Source organism: Sphingomonas sp. CCH15-F11 (genome assembly GCF_001557005.1).
Taxonomy (GTDB): Bacteria; Pseudomonadota; Alphaproteobacteria; order Sphingomonadales; family Sphingomonadaceae; genus Sphingomonas.
This window is the reverse complement of record NZ_LSKG01000055.1, coordinates 1-17,435: the sequence shown is the minus strand read 5'-3', so window position 1 is coordinate 17,435 and position 17,435 is coordinate 1. Positions and strand designations below refer to the sequence as shown.

Annotated in this window: 18 protein-coding genes; 9 read left to right on the top strand and 9 right to left on the bottom strand. The window is 65.8% G+C overall.

Annotation, left to right across the window (positions count from 1 at the left end):
• Positions 1–16: 16 nt before the first annotated feature.
• From AX709_RS05250 to AX709_RS05220, 7 genes are all read right to left on the bottom strand, one after another.
• Entirely contained in the window at positions 17–307 is a 291-nt protein-coding gene (locus AX709_RS05250; RefSeq protein ID WP_066477727.1) for a hypothetical protein, read from the bottom strand.
• 59 nt (positions 308–366) lie between these two features.
• Positions 367–987, bottom strand: a complete 621-nt coding sequence (locus AX709_RS05245) for a glutathione S-transferase family protein (RefSeq protein ID WP_231727429.1) — start codon at positions 985–987, stop codon at positions 367–369.
• Between the two features lie 77 nt (positions 988–1,064).
• A complete protein-coding gene (locus tag AX709_RS05240; RefSeq protein WP_066547571.1) occupies positions 1,065–1,949 on the bottom strand; it encodes a dienelactone hydrolase family protein in 885 nt (294 codons plus the stop codon).
• Between the two features lie 79 nt (positions 1,950–2,028).
• Complete coding sequence (locus AX709_RS05235; RefSeq protein ID WP_066477718.1) at positions 2,029–2,712, bottom strand: DUF1013 domain-containing protein; 684 nt, start codon at positions 2,710–2,712, stop codon at positions 2,029–2,031.
• Between the two features lie 100 nt (positions 2,713–2,812).
• On the bottom strand, positions 2,813–3,838 hold the full coding sequence (locus AX709_RS05230) for a glycosyltransferase family 4 protein (protein WP_066547652.1): 1,026 nt from the start codon (positions 3,836–3,838) through the stop codon (positions 2,813–2,815).
• A 35-nt stretch (positions 3,839–3,873) separates the two neighbouring features.
• Positions 3,874–4,761, bottom strand: coding sequence for a UDP-2,3-diacylglucosamine diphosphatase (locus AX709_RS05225; RefSeq protein WP_066477715.1), 888 nt, complete (start codon positions 4,759–4,761; stop codon positions 3,874–3,876).
• 83 nt (positions 4,762–4,844) lie between these two features.
• Positions 4,845–5,474: a glutathione S-transferase family protein gene (locus tag AX709_RS05220; RefSeq protein ID WP_066547569.1), complete on the bottom strand. Its 630-nt coding sequence runs from the start codon at positions 5,472–5,474 to the stop codon at positions 4,845–4,847.
• Between the two features lie 490 nt (positions 5,475–5,964).
• Between AX709_RS05220 and AX709_RS18165 the strand changes: the two genes are divergently transcribed.
• Positions 5,965–7,056, top strand: coding sequence for a Coq4 family protein (locus tag AX709_RS18165; protein WP_197418989.1), 1,092 nt, complete (start codon positions 5,965–5,967; stop codon positions 7,054–7,056).
• 53 nt (positions 7,057–7,109) lie between these two features.
• On the opposite strand, the gene AX709_RS05210 is transcribed toward AX709_RS18165, so the two are convergent.
• Complete coding sequence (locus AX709_RS05210) at positions 7,110–8,153, bottom strand: NAD(P)H-quinone oxidoreductase (RefSeq protein WP_443026175.1); 1,044 nt, start codon at positions 8,151–8,153, stop codon at positions 7,110–7,112.
• 52 nt (positions 8,154–8,205) lie between these two features.
• Here AX709_RS05210 and AX709_RS05205 point away from each other — a divergent pair, with 52 nt between their 5' ends.
• The 8 genes from AX709_RS05205 (at position 8,206) to coaD (ending at position 16,507) form a co-directional block, all read left to right on the top strand.
• Positions 8,206–8,403: a DUF1192 domain-containing protein gene (locus tag AX709_RS05205; protein WP_066477712.1), complete on the top strand. Its 198-nt coding sequence runs from the start codon at positions 8,206–8,208 to the stop codon at positions 8,401–8,403.
• Between the two features lie 131 nt (positions 8,404–8,534).
• On the top strand, positions 8,535–10,859 hold the full coding sequence (gene clpA, locus AX709_RS05200) for an ATP-dependent Clp protease ATP-binding subunit ClpA (RefSeq protein WP_066477704.1): 2,325 nt from the start codon (positions 8,535–8,537) through the stop codon (positions 10,857–10,859).
• Between the two features lie 150 nt (positions 10,860–11,009).
• Positions 11,010–12,710: a GGDEF domain-containing protein gene (locus AX709_RS05195; RefSeq protein WP_082731635.1), complete on the top strand. Its 1,701-nt coding sequence runs from the start codon at positions 11,010–11,012 to the stop codon at positions 12,708–12,710.
• 59 nt (positions 12,711–12,769) lie between these two features.
• Positions 12,770–12,967, top strand: a complete 198-nt coding sequence (locus AX709_RS05190) for a hypothetical protein (protein ID WP_066477694.1) — start codon at positions 12,770–12,772, stop codon at positions 12,965–12,967.
• A 94-nt stretch (positions 12,968–13,061) separates the two neighbouring features.
• Positions 13,062–14,768: an AMP-binding protein gene (locus AX709_RS05185; protein ID WP_066547565.1), complete on the top strand. Its 1,707-nt coding sequence runs from the start codon at positions 13,062–13,064 to the stop codon at positions 14,766–14,768.
• Positions 14,769–14,825: 57 nt separating this feature from the next.
• Positions 14,826–15,071 (top strand): exodeoxyribonuclease VII small subunit, encoded by a 246-nt coding sequence (locus AX709_RS05180; protein WP_066477688.1) that lies wholly within the window; start codon positions 14,826–14,828, stop codon positions 15,069–15,071.
• A gap of 8 nt (positions 15,072–15,079) precedes the next feature.
• Positions 15,080–15,979, top strand: coding sequence for a polyprenyl synthetase family protein (locus tag AX709_RS05175; RefSeq protein WP_066477686.1), 900 nt, complete (start codon positions 15,080–15,082; stop codon positions 15,977–15,979).
• A gap of 18 nt (positions 15,980–15,997) precedes the next feature.
• Positions 15,998–16,507, top strand: coding sequence for a pantetheine-phosphate adenylyltransferase (gene coaD / locus AX709_RS05170; RefSeq protein WP_066477683.1), 510 nt, complete (start codon positions 15,998–16,000; stop codon positions 16,505–16,507).
• 66 nt (positions 16,508–16,573) lie between these two features.
• On the opposite strand, the gene AX709_RS05165 is transcribed toward coaD, so the two are convergent.
• Positions 16,574–17,212 (bottom strand): M35 family metallo-endopeptidase, encoded by a 639-nt coding sequence (locus AX709_RS05165; RefSeq protein ID WP_066477681.1) that lies wholly within the window; start codon positions 17,210–17,212, stop codon positions 16,574–16,576.
• Positions 17,213–17,435: the final 223 nt, after the last annotated feature.

Here is a 17,435-nt window from a genome sequence, read left to right as displayed (position 1 = left end):
CGGCCGCGCGGTGCGGTCAGAACGGTAGCTTGAAGCGGAGCATCAGGCGCGGATCGTAACGTCCCTGCTCCGCCTCCACCGACAGCTTGCCGCCGGCGAGGTCGGCTTCGGCGCGGTCGGATCGGACCCAGGTGTCGGGCAGCGGTGCCAATCGGTAGCGGGCGTCGTCGCGCCGGCGGCATATGACGATGTCGTCGCCGGGGGCGGCCGCGCAATCGCCGGGCGTTTCGGTCAGCCGCGGCGCCGGCGGGGTCTGGCGAGCGGGGAGGGCGGGAAGCGCCTGGATCCACAGCATCGCGAAAATCATCGGCTACCCCCGCTGTCGCCGGACGTATTGGCCAGGATTGTGGCGATCCGGTGTCCGCCTCAACCCGCGGCGGCGGCGAGCGCGTCGTCGGTGCCCTTGGCACGGACATAGGCGGGCCGGTCGGTGACGCGCGCGACATAGGCGGCAAAGGCGTCGCGATGCGGCAGGGTGCCGAATTGCAGGCCCCAGCCGATCTGCGACCCGAGCGCCACATCGGCGGCGGTGAAGCGATCGCCCGCCGCGAAAGGCTGGCGCGTCAGCAGCGCATCGAGCACGTCGACGACCAGATCGTAATGGCCGTAGCCAACCAACTGCATCTCCTTCTCGCTCGGCGCGATGCCGCGCGATTTCTCGGTCACGGCATGTTCGAGCGGTCCGGCGGCGTAGAACAGCCAGCGATAATAATCCGCGCGCTCGTCCGCCCGCGGGGCGAGCCCGGCATCGGGGAAGGCGTCGGCCAGATAGGCGCAGATCGCCGTGGCTTCGGTGACGATGCGCCCGCCATGGGTAATCGCCGGCACCTTGCCCATCGGGTTGATCGCGAGATATTCGGGCGATTTCATTGGCGGGCCGTATTCGATCAACTCGGTCCGGTAAGGCGCGCCGACCTCCTCGATCATCCACCGTGCGATCCGTCCCCGCGAAAAGGGGTGGGTGTAGAGCACCAGTTCCTCGGCCACGACTCGCTCCTTCCGCTCAAATGAGAACATATAGTGAACGATTCCGCGTCGCGGTCAAGTGCGCCGACGCGCGCCGGTCAGCCGCGACGCAGGCCGCCGTCGAACAGGGCGAGCAGCCGGCCCCACGCCTTTTCCGCCTGCGCCGCATTGTAGACGCGGCTGTCGGGCGGGCACCAGCCGTGGAGCGTGCCGGCATAGACCTCGATCTCGGCAGGCAGCTTCGCGGCGGCATAGGCGTCGCGGAGCTTGTCCTTTTCGGCCGGGTTGCGCTGGTCGTCATTCTCGGCGACCGCGAACAGGAAGCCGGCCTTCATCGCCGGCACGCCGAGATGCGGGCTGTCCGGCCGGTCGGTGGCGAGCCCGCCGCCGTGGAACGACGCACCCGCGCGCACGCGGTCGGGCCGCTCGGTCGCGGTCAGCATCGTCATCGGACCGCCCATGCAATAGCCGGTGGTGCCGATGCCGCGCCGCGTATCGACCTGGGGCTGGCGGTCGAGCCAGTCGACGAAGGCGCGCGCGTCGCGGCGCGTCCCGTCCTGGCTCAACGCCGCGCGCCACGGCGCGATGCGGGCGCGCACCTCGGGCTGGTCGAAGCTTTCGCCGGGCGCGAGGAACGGCGCCTTGGTCGAGCGGTAGAACTGGTTGACGGTCAGCACCGCGAAGCCCGACTGGGCGAGCCGGTCGCCCATCTGGCGAAAGGCGGGGCGCAGGCCCATGATGTCGGGCCAGACGAGCACGGCAGGCGCCTTGCCGCGCGAGGGGGCGGCGAAATAGGCATCGCACACGCCATCCGGGGTGGTGATCGTCACGTCGCGCCCGGTAATCGGCTTGGCATTGGCCGGAACGGGCAGCGCGGCGATCAGCCCGGCCGCGCCGGCCAGCGCGCCGAACTCACGTCGCGAGACCCCCGCGCGTGTGCCGAGAAACCGGTCATTATCGTCGGCGGTCAGATCGTCGCACATGGTTCAGCCTCGCGAATCGTGGAAGCTCCACGCTATCCGCATTGGCACATGCGCGAAAGCGGCGAACCCCGGGCAGGGGTCAGCGCCGGAACAGCGTGTCCGCGGTCGGCTCCGCCGGCGCGCTGCGATCCACCCCGGAGGCGGCGGCTTCGGCATCGCGCGCCGCAGCGTCGCGCTCGGCGCGCAGCTGTTCGATCAGCGCCTCGCGGTCGCCCTCCAGCCGGGTGTCGACGGGGGCTTCAAGCCCGGCCGCCTTCGCCGCCTTGGCGACCAGCGCGTCGAGTTCGCGCTGCGAGCACAGGCCCAGCGTCACCGGATCCTTGGGCACGATATTGGCGATGTTCCAATGGGTGCGGTCGCGGATCGCGGCGATGGTCGTGCGCGTCGTGCCGATCAGCTTGCCGATCGCGCCGTCGCTGATCTCGGGATGGTTGCGGATGATCCACGCAATGCCGTCGGGCTTGTCCTGGCGCTTGCTGACCGGGGTGTAGCGCGGGCCCTTGGTCCGGCGGACCTGATCGGGGCCCTTGAGCATCTGGAGCCGGTAATCGGGGTCGTTCTGGCCCTTCTCGATCTCCTCCATGGTCAGTTCGTGCGCGCGCACCGGATCGCGCCCGGTCAGCTTGGTCGCGGCGGTGTCGTCGGCGATCGCCTGGACCTCCAGGATGTGCAGGCCGCAGAACTCGGCGATCTGCTCGAACGAGAGCGCGGTGTTATCGACCAGCCAGGAAGCGGTCGCGTGCGGCATCAGCGGCTGGGCCACGTCGAAAATCCTCCGGAAACAACAAGGGCCGCCCCTTGCCGGAGCGGCCGCTCAATATCCCTGACTTAATGCGTTGCGCCGCGAAGCACAAGCGCGCCTGTCAGGCGGCTTCGCGCAACGCCCCTTCGATCGGCACCAGCGCCGACAGGAACTGTGCGGCGCTCGCTTCCCAGGTGAAGCCGCGCCCGTAGTCGGCGCAGGCCGCGCGGTCGAGCGCGAGCGCCCGCGCGATCGCGTCGTCCAGATCCTCCGACATCGCGCCGACACGGGCGTCGAGCACGTCGATCGGGCCGCTGACCGGAAAGGCGGCAACCGGCGTGCCGCAGGCCAGCGCCTCGATCATCACCAGCCCGAAGGTGTCGGTTCGGCTGGGAAAGACGAAGACGTCGGCCCCGGCGTAGAAACCGGCCAGTTCGTCACCGAAGCGCGGGCCGACGAAAATCGCATCGGGATATTGCGCCTCGAGCGACATGCGCGCCGGGCCGTCGCCGACGACGACCTTCGTCCCCGGCTGGCGAGTCTGCAGAAAGGCCTCCAGATTCTTCTCGACCGCGACGCGCCCGACATAAAGCTGGATCGGGCGGGGCAGGTCGGCGAGATCGGGATGGGGCGCCACGTCGGGCCGGAACTGGTCGAGGCTGACCCCGCGCCCCCAGTGCCGCACCTGGTCGAGGCCATGGTCGACCAGCGCCTGGCGGATCGACGGCGTCGACGCGAGGATCGCCCGGGCCGGGGCGTGGAACCACTGGATATAGCGCCAGATCCACTCCGCCGGCAGGCCCGAGCGCGCCGAGACATAGTCGGGGAACTGGGTGTGATAGGCGGTGGTGAAGGGGAGACCCCGGCGCAGGCACCAGCGCCGCGCGGCGACGCAGAGCGGCCCTTCGGTGGCCAGATGGATCGCGTCCGCGCCGAATTCGGCGAGCATCCCGCCCACCGTCGCCACCCGCGTCACCGCCAGCCGGATTTCGGGATAAGTGGGGCAGGGCAGCGAGTAAAAGCGGTCGGGCGAGATGACCAGCACTTCATGCCCCTGCGCGGTCAGGATGCGCTGCATCGACTTGAGCGTGCGCACCACGCCGTTGACCTGCGGGTCCCAGGCGTCGGTGACGATGGCGATGCGCATCCGCGCCGGCCCCGCGTCCCCGACGACGCCGGCGCTCATGCGGCGACCCGCGTCTCGACCCCGACCGGGACGACACCGTCGCGCATCGCGATCTCGTCCGCCCAGTGCAGGATCTCCATCCGCCCGTCGAAATGCTCGACCAGCGCGGTGCATCCTTCGACCCAGTCGCCGTCGTTGAAATATTCGACGCCTTCGATCGTGCGCATGTCGGCGGTGTGGATATGCCCCGCGATCACCCCGTCGACGCCGCGCAGCTTCGCCTCGTGGGCGACTGCTTCCTCGAAATCGCTGATGAACTCGACCGCGTTCTTGACCTTGTGCTTGGCGTATTTGCTGAGCGACCAATAGGGCAGCTTCATCGCCCGGCGATAGGCGTTGACCCAGCGGTTGAGCGCCATCATCGCATGATAGGCATAGTCGCCGAGATGCGCGAGCCAGCGGTGGCTGAGCGTGATCGCGTCGAATTCGTCGCCGTGCAGCACCAGCAGGCGGCGGCCGTCGGCGGTGGTGTGGATCACCTGGCGCCGGATCACCACGCCACCGAAATTGAGGCCGGCGAACTGGCGAAACATCTCGTCATGGTTGCCGGGAATGTAGACGATTTTGGTGCCGCGCTTGGCGCGCTTCAGGATGCGCCAGACGATGTCGTTGTGCGCGGCCGGCCAGTAGAATTTCTTTTTCAGCTGCCAGCCGTCGAAAATGTCGCCGACCAGATACATCTTCTCGCTGTCGACATGGTCGAGAAAGTCGATCAGCATCTCCGCGTTGCAGCCGCGGGTGCCGAGATGGATGTCGGAAATCCAGATCGTGCGATATTGCCGCCGCTGGGTGATCGCCTTTTCCGGGATCGACGGCGCCGCGTCGGTGAAATCGCTGAGGTCGGCAACGTCCATGTCGAACGGCAATTTGGTGATCGTGGCCATTCCCTGTGGTCCCCACGCCTTGGTTCGACCGGCCTATGCCGCCAAATTGTTACAGATCGAATCGTCGCGCCTTCACCAAACCGTCATACGGCATCCGCCATGGGGACAAAACCCGGCAACCGGCCGATGCGTTCCATCCAGTCGTCGATCGCCGGATAGAGGCCCAGGTCGAACCCGCCGCCGTCGGCGACATGGGTATAGGGATAGAGGACGAGGTCGGCGAGCGTCACCCGGTCGCCCGCCAGGCACGCACTGCGCCGCAGCTGGCGCTCCATCAGGTCGAGCGCGGCGCGTCCGGCGGCCTCCTTGCCCGGGATCATCGCGCGCTGGGCGTCGCTCAGCCGGTCCTCGCCGACAAAGGCGCGCCAGAAGCGCAGCGTCGCGATATTGGGTTCATGGCTGTATTGTTCCCAGAACAGCCAGCGCATCATGTCGGCGCGCTCGAAGCGTCCGGCGGGAACGAGCTCGCTGCCATCGGCCAGATAGAGGCAGGCGGCGTTGCTTTCGGGCAGGAAGCGATCGCCGACCTGAAGCACCGGGATGCGCCCGTCGGGATTGACCCGCGCAAGGAATGCCGGCGTGCGCGTCTCGCCCTTCAGAATGTCGTAGCCGCGACGTTCGAGCGGGAGGCCCAGGATCGCGGCGACCAGCCGGATCTTGTAGCAATTGCCCGACACCGGGTCCTCATGCAGGACGAGGCGCGGCGAGGTCATTCGGCGGCCACCCGCGCGACTCCGCCAAGTTGGCGGCCGCCGACAAGCGCCTCTGACGCTGCGCTGCGCGGCCGCAGCGTCGATACGGGTGGTGCGCCCAGAACCCGAAACACGGTCGATCTCCAGTTTGGCCGATATTAGGCGGATTGGTGCTTGTCGCCTAACAGAATTGGATTTGACGACATCAATTTTTCAAGCCGTTCAGCGCCGTGCCGGTGCCGGTGTGGTCGATGCGGCGGGCCAACGCGCTTGAACCTTTGCCTTCGCCTCGCCCGCTGCGCTCGTAATCATCAGAATCGGGTCCGTAAGTCCCACAAGATACTGGCCGCAGATTTTCCTGAAACACGCAATGCCCATCGTGTTGAAACCATGATGATATCTGTATAAACCAAAACAGTAGTTTTTAACGCCTTTACTGAAATGTGAAACAATTCTATCCATGGGCCTTACAAAACAGAAAGCATGCCTTTTTGGGGAAGGTAGGTCGGAAATGGAAAATATACATAAGTATATTTTGGAAGCTGATGATTATGTCGGAAAAAATTACTTTAACACCGATGACTCGACATTTCTGCTCGTTCCCGATGATAAGCTAAATTCATGGTATGAATTATTAAAAGACAAAATAGAACAGAGTAAATCATGCCCATTAAACTTTGTTGCAAGAAAGTGGTCATCGATTGATATCAACAGATATCATTGGGTACGTCGAATTTGCCTTGAGCAACGAGAGCTGGAGCTTTCAACGGTTGAGCAACTTTGTCGTGTAAAATACTGTTTGCCATACTTGTCTCCACAAGACTTGGCCGATCTTCCAGATTCCTCAATGGGCGGTGCTTATCTTCAGTACATGAACGATGCCAAGTTTTATGAATTCGACAAAAACCCATTGTCGCCAGATTCAGATATGAAATGGCTGATAAGATTGATGAGGCAGACTCACGACTTTTATCACCTGGTCGGTGAATTCTACCATTACGGATGGGAAGGTGGGTACCTAGTTTATAATGATCCCCGGTGTTTCGGCCACGACATGCTGGTGTTGATCGAGGAAATTTGCATCTACGCCTTCATGATGGGGCAGGTTCGGCTCAAAGAAGTCATTCCGACCGTCGCGGATTGGGCCAATAATGGCTATGGCCACTGTGCGGCCTGGCTGACACAGGCGTATCCGATATGGCGAGATACGCAGGACTTCAGCAGAATCGAGCACTTCGAATTTCCGCGTTTCATCGGGGATTGCGAGAAATTCACCTATGCGTCGATGAAGCTCGGCCAACTCGAGGCGGAGGTCTGTGTCGATGATTTCCTGAACGACCTTCACAGGCTGCTGCCGCCCCTGCCGCTGGACGCAGGGTTGGAGGAAAGAGAGGCACGGGACATGGTGCTGGAGAGCTTTGAACGGGGCTTGCGAAGCAGGCCACTGATCTGTTTCGAATGGGACCGCTATCTGGCTAACGACCTGAACGAAGTCCGTGCGTTTCTCAACATCCCTCGACGTAAGCGTTTCCGGGACGGTTCGCATTATCTGAAGGCGGATCTGGTGCCAGACAGCGCGCCGGTGGCGATGTCGACGCGATAGCGCAGCGGCGGCATCGAAGATATCGCGCGACCTGACGAAGCCATGCACGCGATTCAGGCGATCTCGCCCATCGTCAGCACGATCTTGCCGAAATGGCTGCCCGCCTCCATCCGCGCATGAGCGTCGGCCGCCCGGGCAAGCGGGAAGGTGCCGTCGATGACCGGGCGCAGGCGGCCGGCGGCGACGAACGGCCACACGGTGCGGCCGAGTTCGTCGGCGACCAGCGCCTTGAACGCGGCGCTGCGCGGGCGCAGCGTCGATCCGGTGAGCGTGAGGCGGCGGCGCATCACTTCGAACAGCGGGATTTCGGCGCTGGCCCCGCCCTGGACCGCGATCGAGACGTGGCGACCGTCTTCGGCCAGGCATTTCAGGTTGCGGGCGACATAATCGCCACCGACCATGTCGATCACCACCTGGCACCCCTGGCCTTCGGTGATCGCCTGAACCCGCGCGACGAAATCCTCGGTCCGGTAGTTGATCGCATGATCGGCGCCGTGGGCGAGGCAGGCGGCGACCTTTTCGTCCGAACCGGCGGTGACGATGATGGTCAGCCCGAACAGCTTCGCCAGGCTGATCGCCATGGTGCCGATGCCCGAGGTGCCGCCATGGACAAGCACCGTATCGCCCTCGGCCGCATAGGCCCGCTCGAACAGGTTGGTCCACACGGTGAACAGTGTCTCGGGCATCGCCGCGCCCTCGACATCGCTCAGCCCGGCGGGCAGCGGCAGGCAGTGCGCGGCGACCGCGACCGCATATTCGGCATAGCCACCGCCCGAGATCAGCGCGCAGACGCGTGTCCCGACCAGCGAGGCGGCTGCGCCCGGCCCCGCGGCGACGACGGTGCCGGCGACTTCGAGCCCCGGGATGCTGGGCGCGCCCGGCGGCATCGGGTAGAGGCCGACGCGCTGGAGCACGTCGGGGCGATTGACCCCGGCGGCCGCGACGCGGATCAGCACCTCGCCCGCGCCGGGCGCGGGCACCGGGCGCTCGACGACCCGAAGCACTTCCGGCCCCCCGCGTTCGGCCGGATCTATCGCGCGCATCGTTTCGGGCAGGTCCATCGCTTCGCCGCATCCCCCGTCGAGGCCCGTCACCATATGGGCCCGGTGCCTTATTGACTTCACCCGTCCCCCGGTCAACGCTGTGCCGATGGACGCCGAAGAGATTCTCGGGCGGAGTCCGGGTGACCCGCTGACGGCCCTGATCCGGCAGGACCTCGACCCCTTTTCGGTCGAAGAGCTTGCGGCGCGCATCGCGCTGCTCGAGGGCGAGATCGCCCGCGTCCGGGCGCGGATGGCGTTCGCGTCGCAACACCGCGCCAGCGCCGACGCGCTGTTCAAGCGATGACGCGCCTGGCGAACGGGTGGACGGTTAGTGCGGCAATCGCCGCGTGCAAGTGCTTGATGCGGGGCAGAACGCTTCCGACATTGCCATCAAGGATCGCGCCCAAGCCGCGATCCGACTGGAGTATGACGTAAATGCCTTCCTTTGCATCCGCGCTTGAAACCACCCTCCATCGCGCGCTCGAGGCCGCGTCGTCGCGGCGGCACGAATATGCGACGCTGGAACACCTGCTGCTCGCGCTGATCGACGACGAACACGCGTCGAAGGTGATGAGCGCGTGCGGGGTCGACCTGTCCGAGCTCAAGACCGTGGTCGCGCGCTACCTCGACACCGAGCTTGAGGCGCTGAAGGTCGAGAACGCGACCGACCCTTCGCCGACCAGCGGCTTTCAGCGTGTCGTCCAGCGCGCCATCCTGCACGTCCAGTCGTCCGGCCGCGACGAGGTGACCGGCGGCAACGTGCTCGTCGCGCTGTTCAGCGAGCGCGAGAGCTATGCGGTCTACTTCCTGCAGCAGCAGGACATGAGCCGGCTGGATGCGGTGAGCTATATCAGCCACGGCGTCGGCAAGGGCGGGACCCCGTCCGAAAGCCGCGAGGTCAAGGGCGCGGCCGAAGAGGAAAAGCCGCAGAAACAGGACGCCAAGGGCGGCAAGAACGAGAGCGCGCTCAAGCAGTTCTGCGTCGACCTGAACGAGAAGGCGAAGAACGGCAAGGTCGACCCGCTGATCGGTCGCGGGCCGGAGGTGGACCGCACCGTCCAGATCCTGTGCCGCCGCAGCAAGAACAACCCGCTCTATGTCGGCGATCCCGGCGTCGGCAAGACCGCGATCGCCGAAGGGCTGGCGCGCAAGATCATCGAGGGCGACGTGCCCGAAGTGCTGCTGCCCGCCGTCATCTATTCGCTCGACATGGGCGCACTGCTCGCGGGCACGCGCTATCGCGGCGATTTCGAGGAGCGGCTGAAGCAGGTGGTGTCGGAGCTGGAAAAGCTGCCGCACGCGATCCTGTTCATCGACGAGATCCACACCGTCATCGGCGCGGGCGCGACGAGCGGTGGGGCGATGGATGCGTCGAACCTGCTCAAGCCCGCGCTCTCGGGCGGCACGATCCGCTGCATCGGCTCCACGACCTACAAGGAGTTCCGCAACCACTTCGAAAAGGATCGCGCGCTGCTCCGCCGGTTCCAGAAGATCGATGTAAACGAACCGTCGGTCGAGGACACGATCAAGATCCTGACCGGGCTGCGCACCGCGTTCGAGGGGCATCACAGCGTCAAATACACCCCCGACGCGATCAAGTCGGCGGTGGAATTGTCGGCGCGCTATATCAACGACCGCAAGCTGCCCGACAAGGCGATCGACGTGATCGACGAGGTCGGCGCAATGCAGATGCTGGTGCCGCCCAACAAGCGCAAGAAGACGATCACCCCCAAGGAGATCGAACAGGTCATCGCGACGATGGCGCGCATCCCGCCCAAGACGGTGTCGACCGACGACACCAAGGTGCTGGCCAATCTGCAGACCGACCTGAAGCGCGTCGTGTTCGGCCAGGACAAGGCGATCGAGGTGCTGTCGAGCGCGATCAAGCTGAGCCGCGCGGGGCTGCGCGATCCCGACAAGCCGATCGGCAATTACCTGTTCAGCGGGCCCACCGGGGTCGGCAAGACCGAAGTCGCGCGCCAGCTCGCCGAAATTCTGGGCATTCCGCTCCAGCGGTTCGACATGAGCGAATATATGGAGCGGCATTCGGTCAGCCGGCTGATCGGCGCGCCGCCGGGCTATGTCGGCTATGACCAGGGTGGCTTGCTGACCGATGCGGTCGACCAGAATCCGCATTCGGTGCTGCTGCTCGACGAGATCGAGAAGGCGCATCCCGACCTGTTCAACATCCTGTTGCAGGTCATGGACAACGGCAAGCTGACCGACCACCACGGCAAGACGGTCGATTTCAGGAACACCATCCTGATCATGACCACCAATGCCGGCGCGTCGGACATGGCGCGCGAATCGATTGGCTTCGGCGAAATCGCGCGCGAGGATGTTCAGGAAGAGGCGGTGAAGAAGCTCTTCACCCCCGAATTCCGCAATCGCCTCGATGCGATCGTGCCGTTCGGCTATCTGCCGCCCGAAGTCGTGGCGCGGGTGGTGGAGAAGTTCATCCTCCAGCTCGAGCTGCAGCTGGCCGATCGCGGCGTGCATATCCGGCTGGACGAGGAAGCCAAGTCGTGGCTGACCGCGCGCGGCTATGACAAGCTGTACGGCGCCCGCCCGATGGGCCGACTGATCCAGGAAAAGGTCAAGCAGCCGCTCGCCGAAGAGCTGCTGTTCGGCAAGCTGGTTCATGGCGGCGAAGTCAACGTGAAGCTCAAGGACAATGAGCTGATGTTCGAGATCGTGCCTGCCCCCCCGAAGAAGCCGCGCCGCAAGGGCGGCAAGGCCGAGAAGGTCGGGGTGAAGTAACGCTCAGACGGCGTCCGGCCGGGACCGAGCCGGACGCACCGCCAAACGCCGCCACGGCGGGCCACGACGGCCGTGGCGCAACGCACCGTTTCGGGTGTTTTGTTTCAGGCGTTTACCTTCCTTTCGCAACCGTGCCGCTATGCCACGGGCATGGTCCGCCATCTCCATCGCTGGCTGCTGGCATGCGCGCTGACGTTGCTTGTCGCCGCGACGCTTGCGGTGACCCCGGCACAAGCGACCCACAGCGACGAACGGGTCGCGATCTGTGTGCGTCCCGACCCGGCCGGCCTGTCGCTCGCGCGCGTCCTGGCCGAGGCAGAGTCACTCGGCTGCACGGGTGCGCAGACGCGATATGGCCAGGGCGACTTCTGGGCCGTTTCCCGCCCCCTCCACATCCATTCCAACGATCATACGCCCCGTGCGGTCCGGATCGCGAGCCTGTGGCAGGAGGCCGTGACGCTGCACATCGTCTATGCCGACGGCGTGGTGCGTCGCGAGCGGCTGGACCAGCACAACATCTCGCGCAACCTTCAGCTCGGCGCGGTGATCGAATTCGCCCTGCCGCCGCGCGACGTCGCGATCAGCCGGCTGGCGTGGCGCGTCGAGCGGTCCGCCAACCGGCGCGGCGTCCTGCTCGGCGCGCATGTCATCACCGCGCGCGAGAGCGTGGTCGACAACCTGACCATGGCGGGCGTTTATTTCAGCTTCATGGGCCTGGCGGCGGCCCTGCTCATCTATAATCTGAGCATGTGGTGGGCACTGCGCCACGGTTTCCAGCTGATCTATTGCGCGATGGTCGGCGGGCTGCTGCTCTACGCATTCACCGCGTCCGGCCTGCTCGCCTGGGCATGGCCCGACATCGCGAACAACACGCGGCTGAAGCTCAACTACCTGCTGCTCAGCTGGTCGGCCGGCGCGGGGCTGATGTTCATGCGCGCCTATTTCGAGCAAAACGTCTTCGGCGGCTGGCTCGGCCGGGTGACGTTGATCGTCGCCGCGCAGCTTGTGCTGGCGGCGGCGTTCTTCGCGCTGTTCGCCGAACAATTGCTGCCTGTCGCGGACCTGGTCTACACGGTCAGCTTCACGCCGGTCGCGCTGCTGATCCCGACGATCCTGATCGTCGCCTGGTATCGGCGCAGCCAATATGTGTTCCTCTACGCCACTGCCTGGCTGGCACCGCTGATCAGTGCGTTCACGCGGATCGCCTCGTCGCTGAACCTCCTCCCCTGGAATTTCTGGGTCGACAATTCGACGATCATCGCGATGGCGGTCGAGGCGCTGCTGTCGAGCGTCGCAATCGCGTATCGCATCCGGCTGCTGACCCTCGAACGCGACGTGGCACGCGAACAGGAGACGCTCGCGCGGCGGCTGGCCGACATCGATCCGCTGACCGGGCTGCTCAACCGTCGCGCCTTCCTGGCCAAGGCGATCGGGCGTGCCGACCCCGCGCAGCTGATCCTGATCGACATCGACCATTTCAAGCGCGTCAACGAAACGCTGGGGCATGACGGCGGCGACGAGGTGCTGCGCGTGCTGGCACGTACGCTGCGCAAGGTAACCCCCGAAAACGGCCTGATCGTCCGGCTGGGCGGCGAGGAGTTCGGCATCCTGGTCGATCAGGCCGCTGCCCCCACGACCGGCGATATCCTGTCGGAAATCCGGGCGGCGCGCATGCCGTTCGACCTGCGGGTCACCGCCAGCATCGGCACCAGCCACGGCCCGCTGCGCGACGAAACCGACTGGAAGCGACTGTACCGTTCGGCTGATCGCGCGCTGTTCGACGCCAAGGCGGCGGGGCGCGACCGCGCCCGCGAAGGCGCACGCGCGGGCATCGGTCCGATTGCCGCCTGAGCTTGCAGAGCCGGTCGATTTTACGTATTGGGGCGGGGGAAAAGCGAGGGCGGATCGTGATGAAGTCGCGAAAGGGCGTGATGGCTGCACTGGCGCTGCTGGCGCTGGTCCTGCTTGTCCGTCCGCCGAGCGCGGATATCCGCATCCTGACCCATGACTCAGAGGATCGCTCGCCGCATCGCGTGCATGCCGCAGTCGACATGGGCGTGATGGCGTTGTCGCTGCTCGTCACCTGGACAGCCGCGCAGCCGCGCTGATCGCGCGGCGCGGGACAGGCGTGCGCACCCCGTAAGGGGCGGTTTCACGCGATCGCGGTTGCGCGCGACGGGCAGGCTGCTTACACCCTTGTCAATGCGCGACCCTGAAACGATCTGGCGATCGGACTATCTCCACCCCGGCCCCTGGGACCAGGCCATCGAACCCGTTTCGATGGTGGCATTGTTCGACGAGACCGCCCGCCGTCACCCCGCGCGGCCGCTGATCGATTTCATGGGCCGGCGCTACAGCTATGCCGAGACGCTGGACGGCGCGAACCGGATCGCGGCGGGGCTGTCGCGGCTGGGCTACGGGGCGGGCGACCGGATCGGGCTGTTCCTGCCCAACGTGCCGCATTATGTCGCGGCCTATTACGGCATCCTCAAGCTGGGTGGCGTGGTCGTCAACTTCTCGCCGCTCTACACGGTCGACGAGCTCGCCCATCAGGTCGAGGATTCGGGCACGCGCCTGTTGTTCACCCTGTCCGCCAGCGCGCTGCTGCCCACCGCGCTGAAGGTGCTCGACAAGAGCAGCCTGGAACGGCTGGTGGTCGGGTCGATCGCCGGGGCGCTGCCGACCACCAGGTCGATCCTGTATCGCATGTTCCGCGGCAAGGAAGTGACGCCGCGCCCCGCCGGGGACAGGCGCGTCACCGCCTTTTCGGGGTTGATCGCCAATGACGGGCGCTTCGACGCGCCGGCAATCGATCCCGATCGCGACCTGGCGCTGATCCAGTATACCGGCGGGACGACGGGCACGCCGAAGGGCGCGATGCTCACCCACCAGAACCTGTCCGCCAATGCCCGCCAGGTGGCGCGGCTCGACCCCGACCCGGGCCAGGTCGACCGCGTGCTGGGCGTGCTGCCGATGTTCCACGTCTTCGCCAACACCTGCGTGCTCAACCGAACGGTCGTGACGGGCGGCGAGATCGTGATGCTGCCGCGCTTCGACGCTGCGCAGGCGCTGGCGGCGCTCCAACGCACGCGCGCCACCGCCTTGCCCGGCGTGCCGACGATGTATCGGGCGCTGCTCGATCATCCCAAGCTGAAGGACACCGATTTTTCGTCGTTGCGCTTCTGCATTTCCGGCGGCGCGCCGCTGCCCGCGGAATTGAAGACGCGGTTCGAGGCGACGATCGGATCGCGGCTGGTCGAGGGCTATGGCCTGTCCGAAAGCTCGGGCGTGGTGTCGTGCAATCCCTATGGCGCGCTCAACAAGCCCGGCACGATCGGCCAGCCCATCATCGCGACGCGGGTGCGGCTGGTCGACAAGGAAGATCCCGGCAAGCCCGCGCCGCCCGGCGAACCCGGCGAGATCATCGTCGCGGGGCCGCAGATCATGCGGGGCTACTGGAACCGCCCCGATGCCGATGCCGACGTGTTCGTCGACGATCCCGACACCGGCGTGCCGGGCCGCCACTGGCTGCGCACCGGCGATGTCGGCGTGATCGACGAGGATGGCTTCATCCGCATCGTCGACCGGCTGAAGGACATGATCGCGGTCGGCGGGTTCAAGGTGTTCCCCAGCCAGATCGAGGCGATCCTGTATCACCATCCGGCGGTCAGGGAGACGCTGGTGATCGGCGTGCCCGATGCCTATCGCGGTGAAGTGCCCCGCGCCTATGTCACGCTGCACGACGGCGCGGCCGAGACCGGCGCGGTGCTGCGCGACTGGCTTAACCCGCAACTGGGCAAGCACGAGCGCGTCGACCAGGTGGTCGTTCGCCTGGGCTTGCCCAAGACGATGATCGGCAAGCTCAGCCGCAAGGACCTGATCAAGGAAGTGGAGGCCGAGGGCTGGTAAGCTTTTCGCCCGCGCCGCGGCTTGACCCTGGTCGTTCCGCTGCCGCATAGCGTGCCCATGGTGCACGAACCCGGCATTGCCGAACTGTCTTTCGAAGACGCCCTCAAGGAACTGGAGCGGATCGTTACCCGGCTGGAAAGCGGCGACGCCCAGCTGCAGGAGGCGATCGACCTGTACGAACGCGGCGACCAGCTGCGCCGCCAATGCGCGGCACGGCTGGATGCGGCGCAGGCGCGGATCGAATCCGTCCGAACCGACGCCGAGGGGCGGGCGGTCGGCACCCAGCCATTCGCGGCAGGTTGAACCGGAAGATGGGGGCAATTCCGGCACCGCTTGGACCTGCGCTGCGTGAAATCTCGGCCGAGATGGATCGCCAGTTCGACCGGCTGCTGCCGGTGCCGAGCGACCCGCGCAAGCGACTGTACGAAGCCATGCGCCACGCCACGATCGGCGGGGGCAAGCGGCTGCGCCCGCTGCTCGTGTTCGCGACCGCGCGCCTGTTCGGGGTCGACCGCAACTGCACCGCGCGCGTCGCCACCGCGATCGAGTGCATCCATGTCTATTCGCTCGTCCACGACGACCTGCCGGCGATGGACAATGACGACATGCGCCGCGGCAAGCCCACCGTGCACAAGGCGTTCGACGAGGCAACCGCGATCCTGGCCGGCGACTGCCTGCACGCGCTGGCGTTCGAGCTGCTCGCCGACGAGGCGACCCACCCCGACCCGTTCGTCCGCGCCGAGCTGGTCGCCGACGTGGCGCGCGCGGCGGGACCGGCAGGCATGGGCGGCGGCCAGATGATGGACCTGGAGGCCGAGCGGGCCAGTTTCGACCTGCCGACGGTCACGCGGCTGCAGGCGATGAAGACGGGCGCGCTGATCGCGTGTTCGGTGGAGGCCGGCGCGATCCTGGGCCGCGTGCCGCCCGAGGGGCGCACGGGGCTGCGCGGCTATGCGCGCGACGTCGGGCTGGCGTTCCAGATCGCCGACGACCTGCTCGATGCCGAGGGCGACGAGGAGATGGCGGGCAAGAAGCTGCGCAAGGACGACGGGGCGGGGAAGGAAACGTTCCTGTCGCTGCTGGGCGTCGACCGCGCGCGCGAACAGGCACGCATCCTGGTCGACCAGGCGGTCAGCCACCTGCACAGCTATGGGCAGGAGGCCGACCTGTTGCGCGCGATCGCCCGGTTCACGCTGGAACGCGATCGCTAACCCCGGGGGGCGACCACCATGACCATCCGAACCGGCGTCTATCCCGGCACGTTCGATCCGATCACGCTCGGCCACATGGACATCATCCGGCGCGGCGCGAAGCTGGTCGACCGGCTGGTGATCGGCGTGACCACCAATCCGTCCAAGTCGCCAATGTTCACGGTCGACGAGCGCATGGAAATGGTGAAGCGCGAGGTCGCGGGCATCGAAGGCGAGATTCATGTCGTCAGCTTCGACTCGCTGCTGATGCACTTTGCCGAGCGCGAGGGCGCGCGTGTCATCGTGCGCGGGCTGCGCGCGGTCGCCGATTTCGAATATGAATATCAGATGGCGGGCATGAACCAGCAGCTGAACAGCGGGATCGAGACCGTGTTCCTGATGGCCGACGTGTCGCTGCAGCCGATCGCGTCGCGACTGGTCAAGGAAATCGCGATCTACGGCGGCAATATCGGCAAGTTCGTCACCCCCGCGGTCAAGGCCGACATGGTCGCCCGCGTCGAACGGATCGGTCGCAAGGGCAGCGACTGAGGGCGATCGACGCACCGCGCCGCGTCGCGCGCGGGACCAGGCCGGGGCCGGCCCCGCGCACCGGGGTCAGGCGAACAGCAAGTCCATGTTCAGGTCCGCTTCGGCCTCCGCCTGCTTGGGAAGGACCTCGTCATATTCGGCCATGACATAGTAGCCGTAGCTGTCGGCATTCTTGATCGTCAGATTGGGATATTGTTCGGCGAGCCGCCGGCAACGGTCATATTCGTAGCATTCCTTGCTGTCCCAGGGACAGTCGACATCGTCGGTATTGCCGACCAGATGCGAAATTTCATGCACGATCGTCAGCGCCGCCGTGCGCGCATCGGTGCCCGATTTGTAGAAGGCGTCGTCGATCTTCATCGTGAATTCGCCGCTGTCCAGCATCTGCTTGACGTTCTTTTCCGACCAGCCGCTCGCCGGGCGCTGCGCCGCCGCATAAGTCCCCGGCCGCCCGACGCTGCGATTATAGCGGATGAACGACGTGCCCATGGCGTAGTGGATCATGTTCAGCACTTTCCACGCCTGGTCCAGGCGCGTGGCGTCCATCGCGCCGAAAAATGCGGTATAGGCCTTGGTCGGCGTGCGCGTGGAGCGAATGGCCGACATGCGGGTATAGGCGACGGCGGTCGCCTTGCCGGCAAGGGTGATCGCATTCTGAACCTTGACGTTATGGCTTACCGTGAAGCCGGACAGCAAAAATCCCATCGCTTTCCCTCCCAATGAGCGGCCGCGCGCCCCGTGGCCGGAAGCGACAGGCTATCATTCCGGACCGGTCGTTCCCAGCCTCTTCCCGACGCGCGACGCATGCCATTTGCGCCGATGTTGATTTGCTCTAAGCGCAAGAGCGGTTGAGACTGTGGTGGTGATGCAATGCGTTTCTGGATGATCCTGTTTTCGTTGCTGATCGGACTCTTCGCGCCCGTCGCGC